Raw genomic sequence first — 24,002 nt, 5'->3', positions numbered from 1 at the left:
TAAATTCACACTGAGGTCCTATCATCGAAAAAGTTTCATAATGATCGAACGAGCTCGTGGGGGCACGCAGTGACCCCGGGCCGAGTCGATCTTCGAGGGGAGGTGCGTGATGTCCTTGGCTCGTCGTACGCTGATCATCTCCGCGGCCGCCGCGACCCTGCTCCTTCCCGTGCTCGGCGGGGAGGGGCGCGCGCAACAGGGGCGCACGCTGACGATCGCGCAGGGCTTTGATCCCCAGACGCTCTGGCCCAACGGCACGACGGCGTCGGACAATCTCAACGCCGGCAACGCCATCGTCGAGGCCCTGCTGTGGAACAACCCGGCCACCCAGAAAATCGAGCCCATGCTCGTCGAAAGTTGGGAGCCGCTCACGTCGTCGTCCATGCGGCTTCACCTGCGCAAGGGCGTGACCTTCACCAACGGCGAACCGATGAACGCCGATGCTGTCGTCCACAGCTTCAAGGTGTTTCTGGATCCCAAGCAGACGCCGGCCTACGCGAACTACGCCGCCGCCATCGACCGCGTCGAAAAGATCGATGATGCGACGGTGGTCGTGCACACCAAGTTCCCCTATCCCCCCTTCGAGCTCATGCTCACCCAGGTCTACGTCACCCCGCCGGCCTATTGGGCGAGCGTCGGCCTGGATGGCTTCGGCCAAAAGCCCATCGGCACCGGCCCGTTCAAACTGACCGAATGGGTGAAGGACAACCGCGTGGTCATGGACCGCAATCCGAACTACTGGGGGAAGGGGCCGACAGGGATCGATCGGGTGGTCTGGCGCCCGGTGCCGGACGATACGGCGCGCGTGGCCGGGTTCACCACGGGCGAGTTCGACGTGGCGACCAACATCCCGATCGCGGCGATCGACGAGATCAACGCCCAGCCCGATCGTCGGGTGATCGAGACGCCGAGCTATCGCATCTTCCAGCTGATCCTCTCCTCGCTGGAGGAACATCCGAGCCCGTTGAAGGACAAGCGCGTCCGTCAGGCGGTCAATTACGCCATCGACAAGACGGCGATCATCAAAAACCTGTTCGCCGGGCGCGCCTTCGCGCTGAATGGCCAGCTCCTGCGCAAGGAGCAACTCGGCTATGACCCCGGCCTGAAGGACTACCCCTACGATCCTGCCAAGGCGAAGGCGTTGCTGGCGGAGGCCGGTTTTCCCAACGGCCTCGAGATTACGTTCAAGTTTCCGTCCGGCCGCTACGCGCAGGACCGTGAAGTCTCCGAGGCGATCGCCGGAATGCTCGCCAAGGCGGGCATCCGGACCAAGATGGTGTCGCTCGAGCCTGGGGAATTCCTGCGCCAGTTGCGCAACCGCGAGTTGCAACCCATGGCCTATCTCGGCCTTGCTCCCCTGGACGACCCCGACTTCCAGATGGCGCAGTATCGATCCACCTGGCGCTACGCCTACGTCCGCAACGCGGACCTCGACGCGCTGATCGATGCCGGCGCGCGCGAGACCGACAAGGCCAAGCGGGCCGAGATCTACCAGAAGATCTCGCGCCTCATGTACGAGGAGGTCCCGGTCGCCTTTCTGTTCGGCGGCTACGATTTCTACGGCGTCAGCAAGGCGCTGGACGGCTTCGTGCCGCGCGGCGACCAGCGTTTCTTCCTGCATAACGTCACGCTGAAGCGTTGACGGCGATGCGGCTTTCCCGCGGGCGGCTCGACGCGTCTCCGGAGCGCTGAATGGCGTCCTATCTCCTGAGGCGGCTGGTTCTGACACTTCCCGTTCTGGCAGGGATCGTGGTGATCACGTTCCTGCTGACACGGCTCAGCGGCGATCCGACCGATCTGATGCTGCCGCCGAACGCCACGGACGAAGCCCGCGAAGCCTTCAGATCCGTCAACGGCCTCGATCGGCCGCTGTGGGAACAGTTCGTGGTGTTTGCAGGACGCGCGCTCATGGGGGATTTCGGGGCGTCGCTGCGCTTTCAGCAGCCGGCCATGGGGCTCGTCGTCGAACGATTGCCGGCGACCATCGAACTGGCCTTCGCGACCATGGCGCTCGCGCTCGTCGTCGGGATCCCGGCCGGCGTCGTCTCCGCCTACCATAGGGGCTCGGCCACGGACACGTCGATCCGCACCGTCATGCTGCTTGGGCAGGCGGTGCCGTCGTTTTTTCTGGGCGTGCTCGGCATCATCGTCTTCGCGGTCTGGTTGCGCTGGCTGCCGACCGGCGGGCGCGGCAGCCTTGCCCAACTCGTGCTGCCGGCGACGACTTTGGCCTTCAACCTGGTCGCGTTGATCGCGCGAGTCACGCGCTCATGCATGCTCGACGTCCTGAAGCAGGACTATGTCCGCACCGCGCGCGCCAAGGGCGTGTGGGAGGCGAGGGTGGTCTGGCTGCACGCGCTGCGCAACGCCTTCATCCCCGTTCTCACTGTCATCGGGCTGCAGTTCGGCCTGCTGCTGGGCGGTGTCGTGGTGACGGAGACAATCTTCTCCTGGCCCGGTGTCGGCCGGCTCGCCATCCAGGCGATCTACGCCCGCGACTTTCCCGTCGTGCAGGCCGTCGTCTTCGTCTTCGCCGTCGCCTTCGTGCTCGTCAACCTGGTGGTCGACCTCCTCTACGCGGCGCTCGACCCCCGCATCAGCTACAAGTGACGTGAGCATGGCCGACGCCGCCTTGCCCTCAACCGCGCGATCGACGCCCGAGAGCCGCCTGCGGCACGTGGTGCGCGGTACGCTGGCGGGCTGGCCGGCGCGCATCAGTCTGCTCATCCTCGCGCTCGCGCTCGCCTGCGCCCTCGCGCCGGAATGGATCGCCCCACGCGACGGCTACGCCCAGGATCTTGCGCTTCGCCTCCTGCCACCTGCCTGGTCGGAGAAAGGCGTGGCGGGTTACTGGCTCGGCACCGATCAGTTGGGCCGCGATACGCTGTCGCGGATCGTCGAGGGGACCCGCATCACGCTGCTTGTGAGCCTCTTCGCGGTGCTCGTCTCCGGCCTCGCCGGTGTGGCGGCGGGTCTGGCCGCCGGTTTTTACGGCGGCAAGATCGACGCCGTGATCCTGCGGCTCATCGATATTCAGCTCGCCTTTCCCTTGATCTTGCTGGTGATCGCCGTCGTGGCCGTCGTCGGGCCGTCGCTGACCAATCTGGTCCTGGTGATGGGGCTCTCCGGTTGGCCGCGTTTCGCCCGCATCGTGCGCGGCTCGGTTCTCACGGTCAGACATCTGGAGTTCGTCGACGCGGCGCGCGCCATCGGGGCGTCGCGCGGGCGCGTCATGGCGCTGCATATCCTGCCCAATATCCTGTCGGCGATCATCGTCTACGCCAGCTTCGAGGTGGCCCGCATGATCCTGCTGGAGGCCACGCTGAGCTTTCTGGGGCTGGGCGTCCAGCCGCCCACGCCGACATGGGGAGGCATGATCAGCGATGGAAGGAAGTATCTCAATCAGTCCTGGGCCGTCTCGCTGTCGCCGGGCATCGCCATCGCCCTCGTCATCCTGGCCATCAACATTTTCGGCGACGCCCTGCGCGACGCTCTCGACCCGCAACTCGATGAACGCCTCTAGCCACTGAATCCGAGGGAGCCTGAACCATGACAAGCCGAGCCCTGGTCGTCGACGGCCTCAACTGCGCCCCTGTCACGCGCGAGCAAATGCAGCGCACGCTCAAGGGCGGCGTCACCGCCCTCAATCTCACCTCGGTGCGGCCGCCGCACGACTTCAACACGGCCATGTCGGATCTGGCGCGCACGCTCGCCGTCATCGCCGACAACGCGGACATCGCGACGATCCCGAGGTCGGTTCGCGACATCGAGCAGGCCAAGGCCGACGGCAAACTCGCCATCATCCTCGGCGCGCAGAACTCGGTCCTCGTCGAGGAGGACGTCGAGCTGCTGCGGATCCTCGAGCGGATCGGGTTTCGCATCCTTCAGCCGACCTACATGGAATTGAACCGGTTCGGCGGCGGCGTCCTGGCCAAGGGCGGGGATCCCGGCTTGAGCCCGCTCGGCGAGCGCTGGGTGGCGCTGATGAACGAGCTGCGGATGCTGATCGACCTGTCGCACGTCGGCTATCAGACGGCGGCCGGCGTGCTGGCGCGTTCCAAGCGTCCCGTCATCTTCAGCCATTCCAACGCGCGCGCGCTGTGTGACAGCCTGCGCAACATCCCCGACGAACTCGCCTTGGCCGCCGCCCGCACCGGCGGCACCGTCGGCGCGACGCTCTGGCCCCCCATGGTCCGTCATGACCGGCGCCCCTCCGTCGACGACTGGGCCGAGCAGGTCGCCTATTTCATCAACCTTGTCGGCGAGGACCACGTCGCGTTCGGCAGCGATCTGTCGGAAAACAGGTACAAGTCCGACGACGAGTGGCAAAAGAGCTTCGGCCCGCGGGGGATCTATCCCGAGGTGACGGCCGTGCTGGGCCCCTGGTTCACGTTCGAGAACCGGCTGAGCGTGGGGTTCGAAAGCATGGCGCATGTTCCCAACCTGGCGGAGGCGCTGTCGCGGCGCGGCATTGGCGGGAGCGTCATCGACAAGGTCATGGGCGGCAACCTGATTCGCGTGTACCGGGAGGTCTGGGGCGAATGACCCCGGCGCTCGACGCCAGCGTGCAGGTTCGATCGGCTCCGCCCGTTCTCAGCGTCCGCAATCTCCACGCCCATCTGCATCTCGGCGACACGGTGGTGCGGGCGGTGGACGGCGTGTCGTTCGACCTGCCGGCCGGCGCGACGCTCAGCATCGTGGGCGAGAGCGGGTGCGGCAAGAGCATGACGGCACTGGCCATCCTGGGTCTGCTGCCGCAGCCCGCCGGCAGGATCACGGAGGGCGAAGTTTGGCTCGACGGGGTCGGCGACCTGGCCAGGCTCGATCAGCGCGCCTTGCGTCGCGTGCGGGGTAACGCGGTGTCGATGGTGTTCCAGGACCCCATGACCTCGCTCAACCCGGTGTTTCGCGTCGGCTGGCAGATCGCCGAGGCGATCCGCATGCACGAAACGGTGAGCCGGGAGGAGGCGAGGCGGCGCGCGATTGAACTGCTGGAGTTGGTCGGCATTCCCTCTCCCTCGGTCCGCTGCGATGCCTTTCCGCATCAGCTTTCGGGCGGGATGCGCCAGCGCGTGATGATCGCCATCGCGCTGGCGCGCCGACCCAAGGTGATGCTCGCCGACGAGCCGACCACGGCGCTCGACGTGACGATCCAGGCGCAGGTGTTGCGGCTGATGAAGCGGCTTCAGCAGGACAGTGGCGCGGCCCTGCTCCTGATCACCCACGACCTCGGCGTGGTGGCCCAGATGGCGCAGCGCGTGTGCGTCATGTATGCCGGCGTGATCGTCGAGGAAAGTGCCGTGGGCGACCTCTTCGCCGACCCCTTGCACCCCTATACCAGGGGCCTGCTGGCCTCCATGCCAAAGCCCCGCCACGGCGCGGCTCGCCAGGCGTTGATCAGTATTCCCGGAACGGTTCCCCCCTTGAGCAGGCTCCCGGCAGGCTGTCGCTTTGCCGGGCGCTGCGCGCACGTGTTCAGCAAATGCCGCGAGGCCGAGCCGCCTCTCGTGCCCGTCGCTGGAGATCTCGGCCCGGGTGCGCGCAAGGTGCGCTGCTGGCTCCACGTCGGGAGTGAGGCGGCATGAGTGCGCCGCTGCTGGAGGCGCGCCAACTCCGCCGCCACTTTCCCGTGCCGGGACGGCTGTTTCGCCCCTCGACCCAGACCGTCAAGGCGGTCGACGGCGTCGATCTCCACGTCGCGCGCAGCGAGACCTTGGGGCTGGTGGGGGAATCGGGCTGCGGCAAGTCCACGCTGGGGCGGATGCTGGTGCGACTGGACAGACCGACAGCTGGCGAGTTGTTCTTCGAAGGCGAGAACATTGGCGACCTGGACGAGACCGCATTGAAGCCGGTGCGGCGCAAGGTCCAGATGGTGTTCCAAAACCCGTACGCCTCCCTCAATCCGCGCCAGACGCTGGGCGACACGATCTGTGAGCCGCTCGTGGTCCATCGCGTCGGCACGCCCGAGAGCCGGCGCAAGCGGGCGCTGGAACTGCTCGACATCGTCGGGCTGCAACCCGAGCACTACGCGCGCTATCCCCATCAGCTGTCGGGAGGGCAGCGCCAGCGCATCGGGATCGCGCGGGCTTTGGCGCTCGAGCCGCGCCTCATCGTGTGCGACGAGCCGGTGTCGGCGCTCGATGTGTCGATCCAGTCGCAGATCCTCAACCTGCTTACCGATCTGCAGGGGCGGTTTGGCCTGTCCTACGTGTTCATTTCCCATGATCTGCGCGTCGTCGAGCACATCGCCGACCGCGTGGCCGTGATGTATCTGGGGAGGATCGTCGAGGAGGCGCCGGTGGCCACCCTCTTTGCGCGACCGCTGCATCCCTATACGCAGGCGCTGATTTCGGCCATTCCGCTCGCCGACCCGGCCCGCCCGACGCCCGAGGTGATCCTCGAAGGGGGCGTTCCCAACCCCATCGATCCGCCTAGAGGGTGTCATTTCCACCCGCGCTGCCCCTTGGCCGAGGATCGCTGCCGAGTCGAGACGCCGGACCTGGTCGGCACGCAGGAGCACAAGGTGCGCTGCTGGGTTGTGAACAGGGAGCTGGCGTCGTCGAGCTGATCGGCCGTGGCGATCGTTTCCGCGTCGAACCGCGTCGGGGCGCGGCGTCGCCATCGTCGCGCCAAGGAAACGGCGGATACGGGCTGGCAGCGGGACGCAGCCCCACCTCCACGCGGTCTGGCCGTAGTTCAGGGCGGGGCTCAAGCGGCTCGCGCCACTCGTGATGCCCGCGCTTTTGTCCCGGGCCAGCCGCACCGGGACGGGCAGGGCGGTGGTCAGATCTCGAGTTCGATGAGGAACGGACCGGCCCTGAAAAAGCTCTGCCGCAATAGATCGCACAGCGTGTCGAGGTCGCGGGCCGCTGCTCCCTCCACGCCCAAACCGTTGGCGAGCTTGACCCAGTTCAGGTCGGGGTTGCCCAGATCGAGCATGTCCAGCGCGGTGCGCCCGGGACTGGCGCCGACCTTGGCGTATTCGCCCAGCAGGATGGCGTATTTGCGGTTGGAGAGAATAATGGTCGTGCAGGGCAGCTTCGCGCGCGACTGCGTCCACAAGGCTTGCAGCGAATACAGCGCCGACCCGTCAGCCTGCAGGCTGATGACGCGCCGCTCACCCTTCGCGCCGATGGCGGCGCCGGTCGCCACCGGCAACCCATCGCCAATGGCGCCACCGGCGAGGTTCAACCAGTCGTGGGGCGGCCCGCCGCCGATAGTCGCGGCGAGGCCGCGCCCGTAGGAGATGCTCTCGTCCGAGACGATCGCCTGGTCGGGCATCAGCGCGGCGATCGCGCGCGCCAGTCCTTCGGGGCTGATCGCCCCGGTGGGCGGCTGCGGCCGCGGGCCGGCGTCGGGCATGGGTACGGGCGGCGCCCCCAGCGCCTCGGCCAGCGCGGCGAGCGCGGCGGTGGCGTCCTGGTCGGGCCGCGACAGCGTGATGAAGCGGGCCTCGTCGGAAGCCTGCGTCGACGGCTTGCCGGGATAGGCGAAGAAGCCGACCGGCGGCTTGGCGTTGACGAGCACGATCGTCTTGAACGGGGCGAGCGTCTGGCGCGCCAGATCGGTGTCGTAGGGAACGCGCGGCAGGTTGAGCCGCCCTTGCCCGCGGGCCTGATGCGCGGTGACGAAGTCGGCCATCAGGGTGGCGCCGGTGGCGCGGGCGATGCGCCAGGCCAAGGCCTGCGCCGGGGCGAGCACGCCGTGGCCGGCCAGCAGGACGAGCGCGGGCTCGCCGCTGCGCAGCACGCGCGCCGCCTCATCGACGGCGAAGGGATCGAGCGGCGGCGGCTGCGGCACGGGGAGCGGATCGGCCACGACCCCGCCGGCATCCCAGCTCGTGTCGGAGGGCAGGATCAGGGTGGCGATTTGCCCGGGCATGGTGCGGGCCGCCTGGATCGCCTGGGCGGCGTCGCGGCCGACGTCGGCAGCGCGGGCGCAGGTGCGCACCCACGCCGACACGGTGCGCGCCAGGGCGTCCGTATCGGCCGTGAGCGGCGCGTCGTGCGGGCGGTGATAGGTCGCCTGGTCGCCGACGATGTTGACGATCCCCGAGCGCGCGCGCCGCGCGTTGTGGAGATTGGCCAGCCCGTTGGCGAGCCCCGGCCCGCAGTGCAGCAGAGTGGCGGCGGGCCGGCGGGCGATGCGGAAATAGCCATCCGCCATCCCGGTCACGACGGTTTCGTGCAGCCCGAGCACGCACCTTATGCCGGCGCTGCGGTCGAGCGCCGCGACGAAATGCATTTCGCTGGTCCCGGGGTTGGCGAAGCAGGTGTCGATCCCCCCGCCCAGCAGCGTGGCGACCAGGCTCTCGGCTCCGTTCATCGCGCGGCTCCGGCTCGTTATCGCGGACAAGGAGAACGCTAGCGTGTTTCGCTCCGGCGGCAAACGCCGAGGCGGGACCGGGATCGGGGCGCACGACCGGGCCGAGGCGGGCCAGCAGCGCCATTTCCTGCCGCCGAGCGGCGAGGCGGAAGCCCATGCCGAGCCGCCCTCGAGGCCGGTCGCGCTGGCCAGCCTGGCGCTTCTGGTGGCGTCGCTGTTCGCGGTCATCGGACTGGCCAAGGCGCTGACGCCGCTGTTGGAGGCGGCGATCGACGGCGCGGGGGCGCTCAAGGGGCTCGTCGGCATCGTCATCGCCGCCGTCGTGCTCTTACCCGAAAGCGTCTCGGCGCTGCGGGCCGCGAGGCGCAACCTGCTGCAGACGAGCATGAACCTCGCGCTCGGCTCGGCCCTGGCGAGTATCGGCCTCACCATTCCGGTCGTCGCCGTGCTGTCCATCGCGAACGGTCAGCCCCTGGCGATGGGGCTCGGCACGCTGGAGTCGACGCTGCTGGCGCTGACGCTGCTCTTGAGCGTCATCACCCTGGGCACGGGACGCACCACCGTCTTGCAGGGCGTCGTGCATCTGGCCGTGTTCGCAGCCTTTCTGTTCTTTTCCGTCATCCCCTGACGACGGGCCAGTCGGCGGATGGGCTGTTCAAACCGGAGCGGAAACTGGTCGCCTGCGGACCGAGCCGCTGCGTGCCGGCGGCGCTTTTTTCCAAAAGACCCAAAAATTTTCGATCGGCGAAGCTAAGTAGATGGACGACCAGAATCGAATTCGGGCTGCCAGCCCGGTCGCGTGAACTGGCTTCGTTTTGGAATCATGCACCGACAACAAGGAAGTTATGCATAAAAGTCGCATGAATCTTGTAAATTTAGGTATGTGAGCCTAAAAATAAGGCGATGCATGTTCATTGCCTCTGCCGCGGAGCGCAAACTGGACGCAAGCGGGGACGAGCAGGAGACGAGCAATCGGCCAGCAAGGGCTAGCAGGCGGCTAACGTGAGAGGCGTTAGGCGGCCGCCGAGACTAGCAAAATCGTGCAGATGGCCGCCGGGCCCGTTGATGGGACGGCGTCAAGCGCTGTCATTTTTGCGGTGCAACCTTGACGGGTTCCTGGCCGCGGCTGCGCCAGAGTCTCCACCTGTTAGGGACGTGGTGCAGAACGCCCGGCGTTTGCGCCATCGCCAGGCTGTGGAGCGCCTTGCGCTGGCGGGCCTCGGCGTCACGGCTATAGCGTATCAATTTGCGCAACTTGGGCAGCACCTTGGCCAGCGCCGCGGCGTCGATCTGATCCCCGGCGAAGATGGGGCCGAGCAGTGCCGCTTCGACGGTATTGATCTCGCGCGCCACGAACTCGGCGTCGGCCGCGGCGTAGGCGAACTGGAGTTCGAGCTCGGTGGGCTGCGGGCCGGCAAGGGCGCGCGCCAGCTTGGCGACCGCCTTCTCGCGCTCAGGGTCGAAGCGCGGCGTCGCTGCGAAGCCGTGGCGCAGCGCGTTGCGGGCGCTGACCGCCTTGCCCTCTGGCGTGCGCGGGCCGGTGCTGCGCGCCGCATTGCGGCGGTTGGCGGCGAGGCGGCGCGCGCCTTTATTCGTCGTCTCGCTGCTCACAGGACGGCGTCGTCCGGATCGTCAGGGATGCGCATGTGCTTCCGCGGGGGGAACAGGAAGTTGGTCGGGGAGATGCGGCGGGTGCCTTTGCGGATGCCGGTCTCCGCGGCGATACGGCGGCGCTCGATCTCGGCCGTGGCGCGCGTATAGGCGCGTTCGTGCTCGCGGATCAGGCGGGTGAGGGCGTCGAACCTGGGGCCATGCTGCACGATCGTGTGGGCGCGCACGCAGCTGCCGTCGGGGTCGTACTGGGCGAGGAGAGATTCGACCTGCTGGACGGCGGAGGGATCGTCGTCATCCCACGCGTCGAGCAGGACCCGCGCGGCGCGCGGCGACAGCACGCCACGCACCACGGCGGCGATGCCGTCGCGCGCGAGATGGTCGATGAGCGCGTCGAACAGGCGTTCATAGCGGCGACGGCGCCACTCGGCAACGATGGCGCGATGCAGGGGAAGGGCTTCGATCAGCCCATCGGGCTGCCACTCGGCTGTCACCTGGGCGCGGAGCGCCTCATACTCTTCGGCATCCTCGCCTCGCAGCACGGGGGGCGGACCCAGGAGAGGGTCGGCGGGCGGCTTGATCTCGCGACGCTCGATCGCCTCCGCCCTCTGCCGCCAGTCGTCCACCTGCAACACGGGGACGTCCGGAGTGAGGGTCGTGTACGTATTGGGGGGAAGATCCCGATAGATGCTCGGAATGCGGGGGATGGCGGCCGCGGCCCTGGCGCGGGTCGTCACTGGCGGCGTGTCGCTGCGAGGCGTGGCGTCGTCGCTGGCGTCAGGTGGCGCATCGGCGGGCGACGTGCCGCCGCGGGGCGGGGCGTCGTCGGCGGTGTCGGTAGGCGCATCAACGGGCGACGTGTCGCCGCGGTCGAAGGCTCCTGAATTCATCGCGTCAGCCATGGCGGACCTCGTTGGGTTAGGCAGGTGTGGTTCGCCATGGCTAGCTGATTGAAAATGAGAACACAACAGGAACAATTACGAACAGAGCCACAGAAACAGCAGTAACCGCGAATCTTTTCGCAGCTTCAACGTGAAGTCCGGCGGGTGAGCGTTGGGCCCAGGCGGAATCCTGCCGCGCCGGATGTGCACGAACACGCTCGTGCGCGGCGCAACAGCCCGCATGTCAGAGGATTCACATAAACTTCACCACCGAAATACGCCCAGGATGATGGCGGGGCGTATCAGATGCGTCAGTTGATCAGCCGCGCCCCATTCTCCACCCGTGGCAGGTCGCCGGAGGGCTTCATGACCGTGGTGTCAAGGTTGAGCGTGCTGTTGCCGGAAAATTTCAACGTATCCGCCACCAGCGGCATGAAGGCCGAGGTCTGTCCGAAGCCGGAGTTGCCGGTCACGGTGATGCTCTGCGTCGGCGTGTAGATGGCGCCCAGCAGCTTCATCTTGGCGTCACCGTTCAGCGTGTTGTCGTAGCCGGGATTGGAGGTCGGATCCTGCATGATCAGAATACCCTTCTGATCTCCGGATATCGGCGCGGTGAGGTCAATGACGCCGCCGCCGTTCAGCGTGAAGCCCGCATTATTGCCGGTGAGGTAACGCCGCCAATGCCGCCATTGCCCTACCGGACCAATCGCACCCCTCCACATTTTTGGCCTTGGCGGCCGGGATCGGGCAGGGCGATCGTCCGCGCGGTTGGCGCCTCGGACAGACTCGGACGTGTGTGATGACGCACGTCTTTTGGATCGAACACAAGAAGGTCAGAGGATGCATCAGGAGTGAAAAAATGTTCGAAACAGACGCAAATTCTACTTAAATTTCAATGAGTTGATTTCTCTATTCCAAGACGTCCTGGGAAGCATCTATTTACGAGTGCGTAAAAATTAGCGTGAGCTGAGCTTACCGATTCGTAGTCGAGATCGAATACGTATCTTGCGAACTAATGACTTCTGATCAACAATCGTTTCCTCAAGCCGTTCGTGACATTACTTGACCAGGGAGCTGACCATGGCTGGCCCGGAATCTGTCTCGCTTACCGGCAATCTCGAGATCGATGCACTGCTGACCGGGTATAAGTGGGATACCTCGTCCCTGACCTACAGCTTCCCGGACTCGGGATGGGATTACGTCCTTGAGCAGTTCTTCGACCTCGCGACGCCGGAGCAGCTCGCAGAGTTCGCCGCCCTGACCGTGCTGGGCGGGCCGGAGGCGGCGATCACCGAGCATTTCCTGTCGGTCATCACCGTCGGCGTGGTGGCGTTAAACGGCTTCGAGGAGTTCAACGACGCGCAGAAGGCGTCGGCGCGCTTTGCTACCGCGCAGATGGTCGCGGTCGCCAACGTGACGCTGACTGAAAGCGACGAAGGCCTGTTCGACCACGAGGTCATCCGCTTTGCGGAAACGGACAGCACCAGCGCGCCGGCGTTCGGCATCCCGCCGCTGCCCCGCGTCGAGCTGCTCATCGGCAATGGCGTGCTCGGCGACACCTGGTTCGACCATGACGGCACCTTCGACGCGCCGGATTTGGGCGACTACGCCGATTTCACCATCCTGCACGAACTCGGTCACGCCATGGGGCTGAAGCACGGCCATGAGCAAGGGCTGTTCGGTACCAACATCCCGGACTGGCTCGGCGAGGCGCTGACCGACGTCGACGGTCCGATCCTGCCGGCCGACAAGAACTCCATCGAGTTCACGGTGATGACTTACCGGTCGGCTCCGGGAGGCGCGGACCAGCTCGTGGCCGAGACCTACGGCTACGCGCAGAGCCTGATGATGCTCGATATCCAGGCCCTGCAATACATGTACGGCGCGAACTTCAACACCAACGCGACCGACACGACCTATAGCTGGGACCCGACGACGGGAACCATGTCGATCAACGGCGTCGCCCAGCGGCGGCCCGGCGGGGCCGATGGCACCGCCGCGTCGAACCGGGTCTTCATGACCATCTGGGACGGCAACGGCGTCGACACCTACGACATGTCGAACTACGGCACGGGCGTGTCGATCAACCTCGCTCCCGGCCAATGGTCGATCACCTCGCAGGACCAGCTCGCGGACCTGAACGGCGGCTCGCGCACCAGTGGGCTGGCGCGCGGCAACGTCGCCAACGCGCTGCTTTACCAGGACGACACGCGCTCGCTCATCGAGAACGCCAACGGCGGCTCGGGCAGCGACACGCTGTCCGGAAACGACATCGCCAACGTGCTGACGGGCAATGGCGGCGCCGACACCGTCGCCGGCCTGCTGGGCGAGGACACTCTGAACGGCGGCGATGGCGCGGACACGCTGGACGGCGGCGCCGACAACGACAGCCTGAGCGGCGGGGCGGGCGCCGACTCCTTGGTCGGCGGCGACGGCTACGACGAGATCGACGGCGGCGGCGACGCCGACACGGCGCTCGGCGGCGCGGGCGCCGACACGGTGAACGGCGGCGACGGCAACGATTCCCTCGACGGCGGCACGGGCGACGACCAACTGGCCGGCGACGGCGGTAACGACACGTTGGCCGGCGGGGACGGAGCCGACGCCATCCAGGCCGGAGCGGGCGACGACAGCGCCGATGGCGGCGTCGGCGCGGACAGCCTCACGGGCAGTGACGGGGCCGATACGTTGCAAGGCGGCGACGACAACGACAGCATCGCCGGCGACGGCGGCGACGACTCGCTCGTGGGCGGCGCGGGCGACGATACCGTGCTGGGCGGCGCCGAGCACGACTGGCTCGACGGCGGCCTTGGCGCGGACAGCCTCGACGCCGGGGCGGACGACGACATCGTATTCGGGGATGATGGGGCCGACACCATCCTCGGCGGTGACGGCAACGACCAGGTGTTCGCGGGCATAGGCGCGGACACGGTGGACGGAGGCGACGGCGACGACTCGCTCTACGGCGGAGATGACGCCGATACGATGAGCGGCGGCGCGGGTCTCGACCTCATGGATGGCGGCGACGGCGCCGACTCGCTGGACGGCGGGGCGGACGCCGACACGCTCTTCGGCGGAGCGGGGAACGACACGCTGCTCGGCGGGCTCGGGGCGGACGTCGTCACGGGCGAGGCCGGGGCGGACAGCCTCGACGGCGGTGACGACAACGACACGCTCGACGGCGGCGCCGACAGCGACACGATCCAGGCCGGCGCGGGCGACGACTCCGCCACCGGCGGCGCGGGTTTTGACACGCTGTACGGCGGTGACGGCATCGACGTGCTGCGCGGCGGCGACGACAACGACGAACTCTACGGCCAGGGCGGAACGGACAGCCTGTTCGGCGATGCAGGCAACGACACTCTGGACGGCGGGCCGGGTTCCGACACTCTGGATGGCGGCGCCGGCATCGACATGGCCTCGTACGGGACCGCCACGGGACCCGTCGTCATCAACCTGCAGGACTGGTCGCAAACGACGGGCGATGCGCAGGGCGACCTGCTCATCTCCATCGAGCAGTTCGGGCTGACGGATTACAATGACCTGTTCATCGGCCTCGACGATCCGCTTTCGGGCGACGTCGTGTTCGGTCGGGGCGGCAATGACACGCTGCTGGGCTTTGCCGGCAACGACTCGCTCTCGGGCGAGGCGGGCGACGACTCCATCGTCGGCGGCGCGGGCGCCGACCTGATCGACGGCGGCGATGGCTTCGACACCACCTCCTACCTGGAGTCCGGCATCGGCATCGTCGTCAACCTCGTCGATCCCACCAAGAACACCGGCATCGCCACCGGCGACCAGATCGTCAGCATCGAGCAGTTCCACCTGACCATCCAAAACGACGTGTTCGTTGGCCTCGATACGGCTGAACGCGTCCTGGCCTATCACGGCAACGATCTCGTCTACGCCAATGGCGGCAACGACACCGTGCTGGGCGGCGGGCAGCAGGACACGCTGTTTGGCGGCGGCGGCGACGACTCGATGGACGGCGAACTCGGCGATGACGTGCTCGACGGCGGCGACGGCAACGACCGCCTCGTCGGCAACGACGGGATCGATTCCCTGATCGGCGGGGCCGGAGCGGACTCGCTGTTTGGCGGCATCGGCAATGACAGGCTGAACGGCGGCGCGGGCGACGATCTGCTCGGCGGCGGTTTGGGCAAGGATGTGTTCGAATTCCAGGCGCTCGGCTGGGGCGACGACCGCATCCTCGACTTCGAGGACAAGACCGACCGCATTTACTTCTCGGGGCTGGCCAGCGGACCCGGCGTCCACGCCTTCTCGGACCTGACAGTGACGGAGCAACTCGTGATGGGCACTTGGGAAACCACCATCATGCGCACGGGCTCCACGGACGAGATCGTTCTGGTGGGCATCAGGGCGGCGCAGATCGGGCACCAGGACTTTATCTTCGCGTGACGTCGGAACAGAGGGTGCCGGCTCCGAACGCCGGCGCGTCTCTCCGGGACATTCCGCGCCCGGCCGGGCGGCGAAGGCAATGGCCGTTGCGCTGCCATGGGCTCGCTGCGCGGTGACCCCGCGCTGTCCTCCACATGACGCTCAAGTCCGGACCGCAGGAAGGGCCGGGCCGTGACGCGATCGAGGTTTCACCGGGGAACAGATCATCGCCGTGCTGCGTGAGCAGGAGGCGGGCATCGCAACGGCGGAGGTTTAGCTTCCTGCACAGCCATACTTGTGCCGTCCCAAACATGGCGCGAGCTTTCTCCCGACACCACCGAAACTAGGAGTCGTGGACAAAGGGTATTCACAGCAGGACTGACGCGAGACTGACGAAGCCGAGATACGAGTCGGCCGTTTTGTCATATCGCGTAGCAACCCGCCGCCAGTTCTTCAGCTTGTTAAGAGCCGCTCGATCTGGTTGCGCCTGCGATACTTCAGCCGGGCGTGCGGCACGGGCTCACGGCGGTTGCTCTTGGCGGGGATGACTCCCTCCACGCCCGAGCACGCGAGCTCGTCCCCGATCCCGTCGGCGTCTTAGCCATTATCCGCCAGCAGCGCTTCGATCTGCTCGGCGACCATGTGCATGAGCGGGCCGAAGCCCTGGGTGTCCTGCGCTTGACCCGGCGTCCGGACAAAGGCGAGCGGGCTGCCCTGGACATCACACCGGGCGCGGAGCTTCGTGCTGAACCCGCCGCGCAAGCGGCCAAGCGCTTCTTTATCCTAGGTCTCCGGTTATGCCGGCTGCGCAGGGTGCGCCCGGATCCCGCGCGCGCCACCCACATCATGCCCTCGAATTTGCGCCGATTGGCGCCGGCCGGCAGCCCGTCCGCGCTCGGCCGCCAGTAGCGGCCCGATCAGCGCCCACTCGTCATCCGCAAGCTCGATCCGCTCGCGCAGGCCGGCCGGACCGAGCGGTCAACTTGTCGCGGCGAAGACGGTCGCGCCCGCTTTGGGTCGTAAGTTTCAGCCACCCGCATAGGCCGCGAGTTCAGCCCCAAGTGCGTCAAGACACGCGCGCACTCGGGCGCTGCCGCGCAGATTGGGGTGGCTGACAAGCCAGATCTCGAGCGCGCTCCCGACCTCAGGGAAGAGCTGCACGAGGTGGGGGTCGCGCGCGGCGATGGGCAGCTGGCAGACCGCAACGCCGAGGCCCGCGCGCATGGCGGCGAACTGGGCGAGGTTGCTGTCCGAACGGAAACCGAAGTCGCCGCGCTTGGCCGCGACCCTCTGGGCGGCGAGCGCTTCGATCAGGAGCCGGACGCGGTCGTAGCCGATCAGCGCGCGCGCGCGGATGAGTGCGTCGAGCGATTCCGGCTGGCCGTGCCGCTCCAGCCAGGCTTGATGCGCGAACAACCCAAGTTTCACGGTTCCCACCCGGCGGGCAATCAGGTCGACCTGGGTCGGCCGCAGCATGCGGATCGCCAGGTCGGCGTCGCGTCGAAGCACGTCGGCGAGGCCGTCGTTCAGATCGAGCTCGAAGACGAGCCCTGGATACCGCTCCTGGAGCCGGGCAAGCATCGGCGGAAGCACCTCTGTTCCGACCACCTCGCTGGCGGTAATGCGCACGGTGCCGGCAATTGCCTCACGCGATCCCGAAGCGGTGCGCACCAGCTGCTCGAAAGCCGACTCCATCGCCTCGGCCGGATCGCGGAGCGTCAGGGCCAGTTCGGTCGGCGCGAGCCCTGAGGGCGAACGTACGAATAGCGACGCGCCGAGCCCCGCCTCCAGCTCCTCCAAGTGCCGCCGGATCGTCGGATGCGCGACGTCCAGCGCCCGGCCGGCGGCCGACAACGAGCCCTCGCGCAGGATGGCGAGGAACGAGCGACAGAGTTCCCAGTCGAGATGGGCGGAGCTCATAACTTACCGTACAGCTGCTGTACGTCCACGCTCAATAGCGGACAGCAGCTCAGGAGCGCATGTTTATTCCTCCAACAAGGCAAGGAGCCGACCGATGAATACGCTGACCTTCGACGCCGCCGCCGACTTCTCCTCGAGCCCCGCCGCCACGCCAGTGCCGATCGGCGCGACCTTTGGCGGGGTCTCGACCATGTTGCGTCTGGAGGCCGCGGTCGTGCTGACCGCGGCGGTCCTCGCCTATCGCGAGACGGGCGGCAGCTGGTGGCTGTTCACGGGGCTGTTCTTTGTCCCCGACCTGTCGATGCTGGGCTATCTGGCCAATCGGAAGCTTGGCGCGGCGCTCTACAATGGCGGCCATACTTATCTCGCCCCGGCCGCGCTGGCACTCCTCGGCTGGAGCCAAGGCCTTCCGCAGCTGTTCGGGCCCGCGCTTATCTGGGCGGCGCATATCGGTTTTGACCGGCTGATGGGTTACGGGCTGAAATACGGATCCGCCTTCGGAGCCACGCATCTGGGCTGGCGCGGCAAGCGGGAGGGCGCCGTCTGTGGCCGCTGAGGCGCAGACCCGCTCACCTGGGCTGGCCTCGAGAAGTCAGCCCCGAACCAACACCGAAAGCGGCCGTGAAACTTTGTCCACGGCTCCTAGAGGGAGGGCTTCCCCGTCAGAGGCAAGCCCTCCGTCACTATGCCTCAAACGTCAGATCTTAGCTGCCGCCTGACTTGAGCCACTTAAGGCCGTCAGCTTCCCAAAATTCTCGGCCAGCAGATAGTAGAGGGTGACCCGATTCTTCGTTCTGTCACCTTTCATCTTGTCGCCGACAGCAATGATGGCCTTGTCGAGGTCAGCGTCAGAGTTGGTGAGGCCGAGTTTCTTCTTCAGGAAGTTCTCCCTCACACGCGCCACCTCGGCCTTGTCGCTCAGCGCCACCAAAGCTGAATCTCGTTTCTGCAACGAGATCCCGCAATAGCGGATAATTCCCGCGATGGCGTTCGGATCGGCGTTTGTGGAGTATTTGCGGACGTCTGCAGCCCAGTCTTCAGCCATGATGTTGCTCCCTCCTGATCGCAGATACACCTATCTTCCATCCACCTTTACATCTACTTCCGCCGAGATCATCCGGCCAAGGGTGGGATGCGCAGCACCCATCCCGGCTGGATCAGGTCGGGGTTCTTGACGGGCGGTGAGTTGGCCTTGACGATATCGGTGTATTTGGCTCCCTTGCCCTTGCCGTAATGCTTTTCGGCGATCGCCCAGAGCGTGTCGCCCTTCTGAACCGTATACATCGTCGACTGCTCCGAAGGTTTCTCGACGATGAGACCGCTCGTATCGACCTCGGCGACGCCATAGGTGTTGCCGAGCGACAGGATCAGCTTCTCCGCCTCTTCCTGGCTCATCGCCTGGCCTGACAGCTTGACCTTGTCATCCTGCACGTCAATGTTGAGCTTGCTGGCGTCGAAGCCGTGCCCTTCGACCTCCTTTTTCAGGGCGTCAGACGAGGCGGCCTGGGCGCCGCCTCCGAGCAGCTTCGCCCCTGCATCCTTGATGAACTTGAACAGGCCCATGGCACTCTCCTTCGCGGGATTGATCAGGTACGCTGCACGTCCGTGGCGGCGGGCAGGCGACCGTCGGGGGTGAACTTGTCGACGGCCTCGGGCAGGGTCGTTGAGAGCCGCGTCAAGAGGTCCTCGCGCGACAATCCGGTCTGCTGAGCCACGGTCTCCAGAACGTCAGGGCCGATGGCCTGTTCAAGTTGATCCGGCTGGATCGGCTGGTTGGGTCCTCTGCTGACCCAGGACTGCGCGACGTCGCCCTGGCCGTTCTGGTTGAATCTTTCCACCAACTCGCCCAGCCCGCCGTTCAGGAGGCTGCCAATCCCCCCGCCCATCAATCCTCCGAGCAACCCGCCAAGACCGCCCTGTGGATTGCCCTGGCCCGCGGTGCCCAGACCGCCGCCGGTCAGGTTGCCGAGGAGACCCCCCAATCCCCCCTGCTGCTCACCCTGGCCGACGGCGTTGGGATTGCTGGATTGAGAGCCTCCCAGCATCTCGGCGATCTTGTCGCGGTTCTGGAAGCCTGCAACGGCCAAGAGGCCCAACAGGGCGGTCATCGATGGGAAGTCGCGACTCATGGTCATCTCCTCTGCTCTGGGTTGCTGCCGAAGGAGGAACGCGGGAACGCGAGAGTGGATTGATTTTTCGCGCTCAGCTCTCAGGCTGGCGGTTTCAGACGATGAGACGGCGCATCACCGCGCAGCACGGGTCGGCGGAAAACGATCGGTGGGCTCGCTCCCGGTGATCTGGCTTGAGGGTTCCTCGCTCAGCCAGCGATAGAGAAGGCCGCCCAGCGCGCCGCCGACGAGCGGCGCCAACCAGAAGAGCCACAACTGGCCCAGCGCCCATCCGCCGACGATCAGCGCCGGGCCCGTGCTGCGGGCCGGGTTGACCGACAGGTTGGTGACGGGGATGCCGACGAGATGGATCAAGGTCAGGCACAGGCCGATCGCCAGCGGAGCGAAGCCGACCGGAGCCTTGCCGTGGGTTGCGCCCATGATGACGAACAGAAACATCATGGTGAGCACGATTTCCGCCAGCATCGCCGAGCCCAGCCCGTATTTGCCGGGGGAATGGTCGCCATAGCCATTGGCGGCAAAGCCCTTGGCGAGGTCGAAGTCGGGCGCGCCGCTGGCGATCAGATAGAGCACGGCGGCGGCGATGGTGGCGCCGATCACCTGCGCCACGACATAGGGCGCGACGTCCCGGCTCGGAAACCGCCCGCCCGCCGCCAGGCCCACCGAGACGGCCGGATTGAGGTGGCATCCGGACAGATGGCCGATGGCGTAGGCCATGGTGACGACGCTGAGGCCGAAGGCGAGCGAGACGCCCAGGAGCCCGATGCCGACCTGCGGAAAGGCGGCGGCGAGCACCGCGCTGCCGCAGCCCGCCAACGTCAGCCAGAACGTGCCGATGGCCTCGGCTAGGCAACGCCGGAAGATGGGACTTTGCATGGAGCCCTCCGTGCTCGTCGTAAGGCTCTTTCTACAGGATTTCGTTTGGCTTGGCGACGTGGTGGCGCGCTCCAGTCTTGTTCTCGCGATCGACAGCTCACCTCATCGTGTCGCGCCGATATTGAAGTTTAGGCCCAAGTGGCGGACGGCGGAGTGTCTGCTTTGTTGGCGCGCTCGCGGTTGGGGCGCCGACGCGAACGTCAAAACCGCGTCCTGATGGCCTTTGCCCTTCACACCGGCGCCCCCGGCGAACCATGCTGGGGTCCCGAATCGTCGATCGCTCGATCAGGAGAGCCCATGTCGCCCACGCCCGCCGGACATCTGCCGATCTGGACGTGGACCGTGCCGCTGCTGGCGCTGGCCGTCCTGGCGGCGGCGTTCGGGTTCGGGCTTACCACGCTGCTCGCCGTGGTCGCCGGGCTGGCCTTGATGGGAGCGGTCTTCGCGGCGGTTCACCACGCCGAAGTCGTGGCGCACCGGGTCGGAGAACCCTTCGGCACGCTGGTGCTGGCGGTCGCAGTCACCGTCATCGAGGTCGCCCTGATCGTCTCCATGATGTGGGCCGGCGGTCCCGACAAGGCCGGCCTGCCGCGCGAGACCGTGTTTGCCGCGGTGATGATCATCTGCAACGGGCTGGTCGGGTTGTGCCTGCTGGCCGGGGGATGGCGACATCGCGAGCAGTCCTTCCAGTTGCAGGGCGCGCTCTCGGCCTTGGGCGTCCTCGCAGCGCTGGTCACCTTGCCCGAAAGCGTCTCGGCGCTGCGGGCCGCCCGGCGCAACCTGCTGCAGACGAGCATGAACCTCGCGCTCGGCTCGGCCCTGGCGAGCATCGGCCTCACCATTCCGGTGGTCGCCGTGCTGTCCATCGCCATCGGTCAGCCTTTGGCGATGGGGCTCGGCACGCTGGAGACGACGCTGCTGGCGCTGACGCTGTTGTTGAGCGTCATCACGCTGGGCACCGGACGCACCACCGTCTTGCAGGGCATCGTCCATTTGGCGGTGTTTGCCGCCTTCCTGTTCTTTTCCGTCATCCCCTGAGGCGGTCCAGCGGACCGTTTGCGCCGGCCGACAAAGCCGCGTCCCGCCGCCGTCGGCCTCGTCGAGCGCGGCGGCAAGACCCGCATGTTCCACGTCGAGTGCGCCACGGCGACCACGGTCCGCGAAATCCTCGTCACTAACGTTGACCGCAAGTCCACGCTGAACACCGACGAAAGCCGCCTCTACACCGTCGTCGGTGCCGAGTTCGGCGCTCACCACACCGTCATCACGGCGCGAACAATCACGGCGCGAAGGAGTATGTCCGCGACGACGTGATGACGAACCAGATCGAAGGCGTGTTCTCAATCTTCAAGCGCGGCATGAAGGGCGTTTACCAGCACTGCGCCGAGAAGCATCTGCACCGCTACCTGAACGAGTTCTCCTTCCGCTACAACCACCGCGTGGCGCTGGGCTGTAACGACGTGGAGCGCAACGAGCAGCTGCTGCGCGGCATCGCCGGCAAGCGCCTTACCTATCGGCGGATGGACGATGCCGCTCACTCGTCAACAGGCGGCCAAGCGCTTCCTGCGCTGGCGAAAGCGTCGCCGCGTGGACTCTCCATCGCGAGGGCCATAGCATCCACGTCTAGTGTCAAATCGGAGATGAACTCGGCTCGCCCAATGGCCGAGATTTTCCCCTCTGCCTCAGCGTGCGTTTCCGCTTCAACAGAAATCGCCCAACACCTGCCCCCGTGTTGATAACGAAACCCGAACGTCAGGAAGCTGCTCATGCCGATTACCTCGAAGCCAGATGGTCTGACCTATCCTTGCTACTGGATGTATCAAGACGCGAAGAAAGAATGGCGCTGGGTCTATTACGCTGGGAACGGGGAAGAGATTGCAGTCAGTAGTGAAAGCTATAAGTCAAAATCCGATTGCCAACACGGTGTTGATATCATGCGTCAGTCGTCCACGTCGAAAATCTATTCGTCCAAAGAGACGCCACACTAGATGATGCGCGAAGCTGCCTAGAAGGAGGCTGTCCGACACGCTGGATAAACGGTCAAGCGTCTTTCTGGTCAGACTGTGCCGACTTCCTACGTTGCGTGCCGGTCGTCCTATCAGACTTCGCCTTCGCGCTCGACCCGTGCTTCTTTGGCGGGGTCTGAAGCATGCGCTTCAACACCTCATCACGCTTCTGATCGTCGCACGATCAGACCTCCCGTTCGATGGCAGACCGGACCGGGCGAAGCCAGGCCGCAGGAGGTCCCAAAGCGCCTCCAGGGCGCGCACCCTCGTTGCTGCGACGTCGCGCGTGAGGCGCCGAGCGAAGCGGGCGTCTCTTCGGCCGGCGCCGGGCTGGTCCCGGTGATCTGGGCGGCGGGCTGCTGGCTCAGCCAGCGATAGAGGAGGCCGCCGAGCGCGCCGCCGACAAGCGGGAGCCAGCCAGAACAGCCACTATTGCCCGAGCGCCCAGCCGCCGACGATCCTGCCGATTCGCCAGCCGATAGCTTCAGCCTGGCGGTTTGTGGCGAAACTCCACAGATTTCCAAACGCCAAGAATTGGGTCTGAGTTACCATCGGTGAAGCACGCTTCCGGCCAGCAAAGATATTACCGAACGGCAATGTCAGAAACTGACGTCCGCGCCGGCCTCCTCAGCTGATTTTTGCTTGGCATCTCCTTGGCGGATCGAGGCCGAAACGTGGTCGAGGAGCCTCGTCAGCGATCTTAACTGTAAAATTCAACCAATCGCCATCTGCAGACTTGACGCCTGAGCTTTTGTTGTCGCAATTTGCGGATTGTAAACAAATCGTCGACAGCCGGGCGGCGTGCAGTTGTCGGTTGCCACGAGGGGGAGCGTCAGCATGTTCAGGCAGCAGCCTACATCCGGCAGAGAGAGCCCGTCCTGACCGACAGGTTCGGTGAAGCGGCCGCCGGACTGTCCTGAACGGATCTCAACGCCAAACCACACGTCCATCGTTCAACGAGCGCGGCGCGGCCGCTGCTTGAACGGCACCCTTGTGGCCTAAAGGCCGCGTACCAGCTTTCAAGGAATCAATGCCATGGCCAGCGCAGCCGGTGACACCACCATCATCATGACGGGGACCACCAACGACAAGCTCGTGGGTGGTTCCGGCAATGACAGCCTGAGCGGCGGTGCAGGCGCCGACAGCCTGAACGGCGGTTCTGGAAACGACATCTTAAACGGTGGCAGTGGGTACGACACCGTTTCCGGCGGCTCCGGCAGCGACATTCTCATCTATAAAGCGTTCGAGAATAAGTGGGTGCTGAACGGAACTTTTAATGCGTCGAATCAAACCTTAGTTGGAGGTTCAGTTTACACGGGCACCGATCAGGCTTCGGTCGGGTCGACACTTCTTATCCCGACTGACCCTACGTCATCATCGGGGACATCATTCGGGGGCTACGATCTATATGACGGCGGCTCGGGCGCCGTGGGCTCCTCCAGTTCAAAAGTCAACACGACGCCGGATATTGACACCGTTCAAATCTGGCTCAGTGCATCGCAATTGACCGATCCGGCTATTATGGCGGAGATTAACTGGGTCAAGACGGTTTGGATTCCTGCGCAGATTAATCTTAAGACAGAGCAGGCCAGCACTGCGGTCTATGAGTTCAAAACGCTGAACCTGAAAATCTCGGCCATCGAAAATTTGGACGTTCGGAATTGGCAAGGATCAGCAGACATCGTAGCCCCCAAAGTTACGGTGGACATCGTGGACGCGTCGCTGAGCGACGCCGACACCAGCTCCTCGGTGACGTTCACGTTCTCTGAGGCGGTCGATCCGGCATCGGTCGTCCTGTCGGTCGAGGGCGGGACGCTGTCGGCGCTGACCTGGAACGCGGACCACACGGGGGCGAC

At 65.9% G+C, this 24,002-nt stretch carries 23 protein-coding genes and 2 pseudogenes; 14 read left to right on the top strand and 11 right to left on the bottom strand.

The annotated features are described in order from the left end of the window. The first annotated feature begins 109 nt into the window (after positions 1-109). The 6 genes from NK718_RS21240 to NK718_RS21215 are packed head-to-tail and all read left to right on the top strand — an operon-like array spanning position 110 to position 6,568. Positions 110-1,642 carry an ABC transporter substrate-binding protein gene (locus NK718_RS21240; protein ID WP_254746484.1) on the top strand — a complete coding sequence of 511 codons (1,533 nt, stop codon included), beginning with the start codon at positions 110-112 and terminating at the stop codon, positions 1,640-1,642. Positions 1,643-1,692: 50 nt separating this feature from the next. After that, entirely contained in the window at positions 1,693-2,610 is a 918-nt protein-coding gene (locus NK718_RS21235) for an ABC transporter permease (protein WP_254746482.1), read from the top strand. A 7-nt stretch (positions 2,611-2,617) separates the two neighbouring features. Next, positions 2,618-3,523: an ABC transporter permease gene (locus tag NK718_RS21230; RefSeq protein WP_254746480.1), complete on the top strand. Its 906-nt coding sequence runs from the start codon at positions 2,618-2,620 to the stop codon at positions 3,521-3,523. A 26-nt stretch (positions 3,524-3,549) separates the two neighbouring features. Beyond that, the gene (locus NK718_RS21225) at positions 3,550-4,545 is read left to right on the top strand and encodes a dipeptidase (RefSeq protein WP_254746478.1); all 996 of its coding nucleotides are present in this window, start codon (positions 3,550-3,552) and stop codon (positions 4,543-4,545) included. Beyond that, entirely contained in the window at positions 4,542-5,585 is a 1,044-nt protein-coding gene (locus NK718_RS21220) for an ABC transporter ATP-binding protein (RefSeq protein ID WP_254746476.1), read from the top strand. The genes NK718_RS21225 and NK718_RS21220 overlap by 4 nt, the downstream gene beginning before the upstream one ends. Continuing rightward, positions 5,582-6,568, top strand: coding sequence for an ABC transporter ATP-binding protein (locus NK718_RS21215; protein WP_254746474.1), 987 nt, complete (start codon positions 5,582-5,584; stop codon positions 6,566-6,568). Before NK718_RS21220 ends, NK718_RS21215 begins: the two co-directional genes overlap by 4 nt. 215 nt (positions 6,569-6,783) lie before the next feature. Here NK718_RS21215 and NK718_RS21210 read toward each other — a convergent pair whose 3' ends face one another. Then, complete coding sequence (locus tag NK718_RS21210; RefSeq protein WP_254746472.1) at positions 6,784-8,325, bottom strand: acetolactate synthase large subunit; 1,542 nt, start codon at positions 8,323-8,325, stop codon at positions 6,784-6,786. A 43-nt stretch (positions 8,326-8,368) separates the two neighbouring features. On the opposite strand from NK718_RS21210, the gene NK718_RS21205 reads away from it, so the two are divergent. Then, positions 8,369-8,953: a calcium:cation antiporter family protein gene (locus NK718_RS21205; protein WP_254746470.1), complete on the top strand. Its 585-nt coding sequence runs from the start codon at positions 8,369-8,371 to the stop codon at positions 8,951-8,953. A 458-nt stretch (positions 8,954-9,411) separates the two neighbouring features. Here NK718_RS21205 and NK718_RS21200 read toward each other — a convergent pair whose 3' ends face one another. The 3 genes from NK718_RS21200 to NK718_RS21190 form a co-directional block, all read right to left on the bottom strand. Next, the gene (locus NK718_RS21200; protein WP_254746468.1) at positions 9,412-9,936 is read right to left on the bottom strand and encodes a hypothetical protein; all 525 of its coding nucleotides are present in this window, start codon (positions 9,934-9,936) and stop codon (positions 9,412-9,414) included. Continuing rightward, entirely contained in the window at positions 9,933-10,838 is a 906-nt protein-coding gene (locus NK718_RS21195) for a hypothetical protein (protein ID WP_254746466.1), read from the bottom strand. The genes NK718_RS21200 and NK718_RS21195 overlap by 4 nt, the downstream gene beginning before the upstream one ends. Before the next feature lie 290 nt (positions 10,839-11,128). After that, entirely contained in the window at positions 11,129-11,539 is a 411-nt protein-coding gene (locus NK718_RS21190) for a hypothetical protein (RefSeq protein ID WP_254746464.1), read from the bottom strand. Positions 11,540-11,897: 358 nt separating this feature from the next. Between NK718_RS21190 and NK718_RS21185 the strand changes: the two genes are divergently transcribed. Then, positions 11,898-15,236, top strand: coding sequence for a M10 family metallopeptidase (locus NK718_RS21185; RefSeq protein ID WP_254746462.1), 3,339 nt, complete (start codon positions 11,898-11,900; stop codon positions 15,234-15,236). Positions 15,237-15,722: 486 nt separating this feature from the next. Continuing rightward, a complete protein-coding gene (locus NK718_RS21180) occupies positions 15,723-16,124 on the top strand; it encodes a hypothetical protein (RefSeq protein ID WP_254746460.1) in 402 nt (133 codons plus the stop codon). A gap of 117 nt (positions 16,125-16,241) precedes the next feature. On the opposite strand, the gene NK718_RS21175 is transcribed toward NK718_RS21180, so the two are convergent. Beyond that, positions 16,242-17,135, bottom strand: coding sequence for a LysR family transcriptional regulator (locus tag NK718_RS21175; RefSeq protein ID WP_254746458.1), 894 nt, complete (start codon positions 17,133-17,135; stop codon positions 16,242-16,244). 94 nt (positions 17,136-17,229) lie between these two features. On the opposite strand from NK718_RS21175, the gene NK718_RS21170 reads away from it, so the two are divergent. Further along, positions 17,230-17,691: a DUF4260 domain-containing protein gene (locus tag NK718_RS21170; RefSeq protein WP_254746456.1), complete on the top strand. Its 462-nt coding sequence runs from the start codon at positions 17,230-17,232 to the stop codon at positions 17,689-17,691. Between the two features lie 141 nt (positions 17,692-17,832). Here the strand turns inward: NK718_RS21170 and NK718_RS21165 are convergent, their stop codons facing one another. From NK718_RS21165 to aqpZ, 4 genes are all read right to left on the bottom strand, one after another. Next, positions 17,833-18,180: a DUF2853 family protein gene (locus tag NK718_RS21165; RefSeq protein WP_254746454.1), complete on the bottom strand. Its 348-nt coding sequence runs from the start codon at positions 18,178-18,180 to the stop codon at positions 17,833-17,835. 68 nt (positions 18,181-18,248) lie between these two features. Further along, on the bottom strand, positions 18,249-18,698 hold the full coding sequence (gene lysM / locus NK718_RS21160; protein WP_254746452.1) for a peptidoglycan-binding protein LysM: 450 nt from the start codon (positions 18,696-18,698) through the stop codon (positions 18,249-18,251). A 23-nt stretch (positions 18,699-18,721) separates the two neighbouring features. Further along, positions 18,722-19,264 (bottom strand): YidB family protein, encoded by a 543-nt coding sequence (locus NK718_RS21155; RefSeq protein WP_254746450.1) that lies wholly within the window; start codon positions 19,262-19,264, stop codon positions 18,722-18,724. 114 nt (positions 19,265-19,378) lie between these two features. Next, on the bottom strand, positions 19,379-20,140 hold the full coding sequence (gene aqpZ, locus NK718_RS21150; protein ID WP_254746448.1) for an aquaporin Z: 762 nt from the start codon (positions 20,138-20,140) through the stop codon (positions 19,379-19,381). Positions 20,141-20,437: 297 nt separating this feature from the next. Here aqpZ and NK718_RS21145 point away from each other — a divergent pair, with 297 nt between their 5' ends. The 3 genes and pseudogenes from NK718_RS21145 (at position 20,438) to NK718_RS21135 (ending at position 22,128) form a co-directional block, all read left to right on the top strand. Next, positions 20,438-21,178 (top strand): calcium:cation antiporter, encoded by a 741-nt coding sequence (locus NK718_RS21145; RefSeq protein ID WP_254746446.1) that lies wholly within the window; start codon positions 20,438-20,440, stop codon positions 21,176-21,178. Positions 21,179-21,199: 21 nt separating this feature from the next. Then, positions 21,200-21,660 (top strand): annotated as a pseudogene (locus NK718_RS21140) (IS1595 family transposase); the annotation flags it as partial. Between the two features lie 246 nt (positions 21,661-21,906). Then, positions 21,907-22,128 carry a YegP family protein gene (locus NK718_RS21135; RefSeq protein ID WP_307730391.1) on the top strand — a complete coding sequence of 74 codons (222 nt, stop codon included), beginning with the start codon at positions 21,907-21,909 and terminating at the stop codon, positions 22,126-22,128. Between the two features lie 341 nt (positions 22,129-22,469). Here the strand turns inward: NK718_RS21135 and NK718_RS21130 are convergent. Continuing rightward, positions 22,470-22,602: pseudogene (locus NK718_RS21130) on the bottom strand (aquaporin Z); the annotation flags it as partial. A gap of 257 nt (positions 22,603-22,859) precedes the next feature. Beyond that, a complete protein-coding gene (locus tag NK718_RS21125; protein ID WP_254746444.1) occupies positions 22,860-23,096 on the bottom strand; it encodes a hypothetical protein in 237 nt (78 codons plus the stop codon). An 85-nt stretch (positions 23,097-23,181) separates the two neighbouring features. Here NK718_RS21125 and NK718_RS22075 point away from each other — a divergent pair. After that, positions 23,182-24,002, top strand: an 821-nt coding sequence (locus NK718_RS22075; RefSeq protein ID WP_305883680.1) for an Ig-like domain-containing protein, incomplete at its 3' end; no start/stop codon positions are given.

The organism is Alsobacter ponti, from assembly GCF_024294805.1.
Taxonomy (GTDB): Bacteria; Pseudomonadota; Alphaproteobacteria; order Rhizobiales; family Beijerinckiaceae; genus Alsobacter; species Alsobacter ponti.
This window is presented reverse-complemented; position numbering and strand designations above follow the sequence as displayed.

Excerpts from the sequence above, each read along its gene's own strand:
- NK718_RS21240 (WP_254746484.1), top strand. The coding sequence starts at position 110 with ATGTCCTTGGCTCGTCGTACGCTGATCATCTCCGCGGCCGCCGCGACC.
- NK718_RS21235 (WP_254746482.1), top strand. The coding sequence starts at position 1,693 with ATGGCGTCCTATCTCCTGAGGCGGCTGGTTCTGACACTTCCCGTTCTG.
- NK718_RS21230 (WP_254746480.1), top strand. The coding sequence starts at position 2,618 with ATGGCCGACGCCGCCTTGCCCTCAACCGCGCGATCGACGCCCGAGAGC.
- NK718_RS21225 (WP_254746478.1), top strand. The coding sequence starts at position 3,550 with ATGACAAGCCGAGCCCTGGTCGTCGACGGCCTCAACTGCGCCCCTGTC.
- NK718_RS21220 (WP_254746476.1), top strand. The coding sequence starts at position 4,542 with ATGACCCCGGCGCTCGACGCCAGCGTGCAGGTTCGATCGGCTCCGCCC.
- NK718_RS21215 (WP_254746474.1), top strand. The coding sequence starts at position 5,582 with ATGAGTGCGCCGCTGCTGGAGGCGCGCCAACTCCGCCGCCACTTTCCC.
- NK718_RS21210 (WP_254746472.1), bottom strand. The coding sequence starts at position 8,325 with ATGAACGGAGCCGAGAGCCTGGTCGCCACGCTGCTGGGCGGGGGGATC.
- NK718_RS21195 (WP_254746466.1), bottom strand. The coding sequence starts at position 10,838 with ATGGCTGACGCGATGAATTCAGGAGCCTTCGACCGCGGCGACACGTCG.
- NK718_RS21190 (WP_254746464.1), bottom strand. The coding sequence starts at position 11,539 with ATGTGGAGGGGTGCGATTGGTCCGGTAGGGCAATGGCGGCATTGGCGG.
- NK718_RS21185 (WP_254746462.1), top strand. The coding sequence starts at position 11,898 with ATGGCTGGCCCGGAATCTGTCTCGCTTACCGGCAATCTCGAGATCGAT.
- NK718_RS21175 (WP_254746458.1), bottom strand. The coding sequence starts at position 17,135 with ATGAGCTCCGCCCATCTCGACTGGGAACTCTGTCGCTCGTTCCTCGCC.
- NK718_RS21170 (WP_254746456.1), top strand. The coding sequence starts at position 17,230 with ATGAATACGCTGACCTTCGACGCCGCCGCCGACTTCTCCTCGAGCCCC.
- NK718_RS21165 (WP_254746454.1), bottom strand. The coding sequence starts at position 18,180 with ATGGCTGAAGACTGGGCTGCAGACGTCCGCAAATACTCCACAAACGCC.
- lysM (WP_254746452.1), bottom strand. The coding sequence starts at position 18,698 with ATGGGCCTGTTCAAGTTCATCAAGGATGCAGGGGCGAAGCTGCTCGGA.
- NK718_RS21155 (WP_254746450.1), bottom strand. The coding sequence starts at position 19,264 with ATGAGTCGCGACTTCCCATCGATGACCGCCCTGTTGGGCCTCTTGGCC.
- aqpZ (WP_254746448.1), bottom strand. The coding sequence starts at position 20,140 with ATGCAAAGTCCCATCTTCCGGCGTTGCCTAGCCGAGGCCATCGGCACG.
- NK718_RS21145 (WP_254746446.1), top strand. The coding sequence starts at position 20,438 with ATGTCGCCCACGCCCGCCGGACATCTGCCGATCTGGACGTGGACCGTG.
- NK718_RS21135 (WP_307730391.1), top strand. The coding sequence starts at position 21,907 with ATGCCGATTACCTCGAAGCCAGATGGTCTGACCTATCCTTGCTACTGG.
- NK718_RS21125 (WP_254746444.1), bottom strand. The coding sequence starts at position 23,096 with ATGGACGTGTGGTTTGGCGTTGAGATCCGTTCAGGACAGTCCGGCGGC.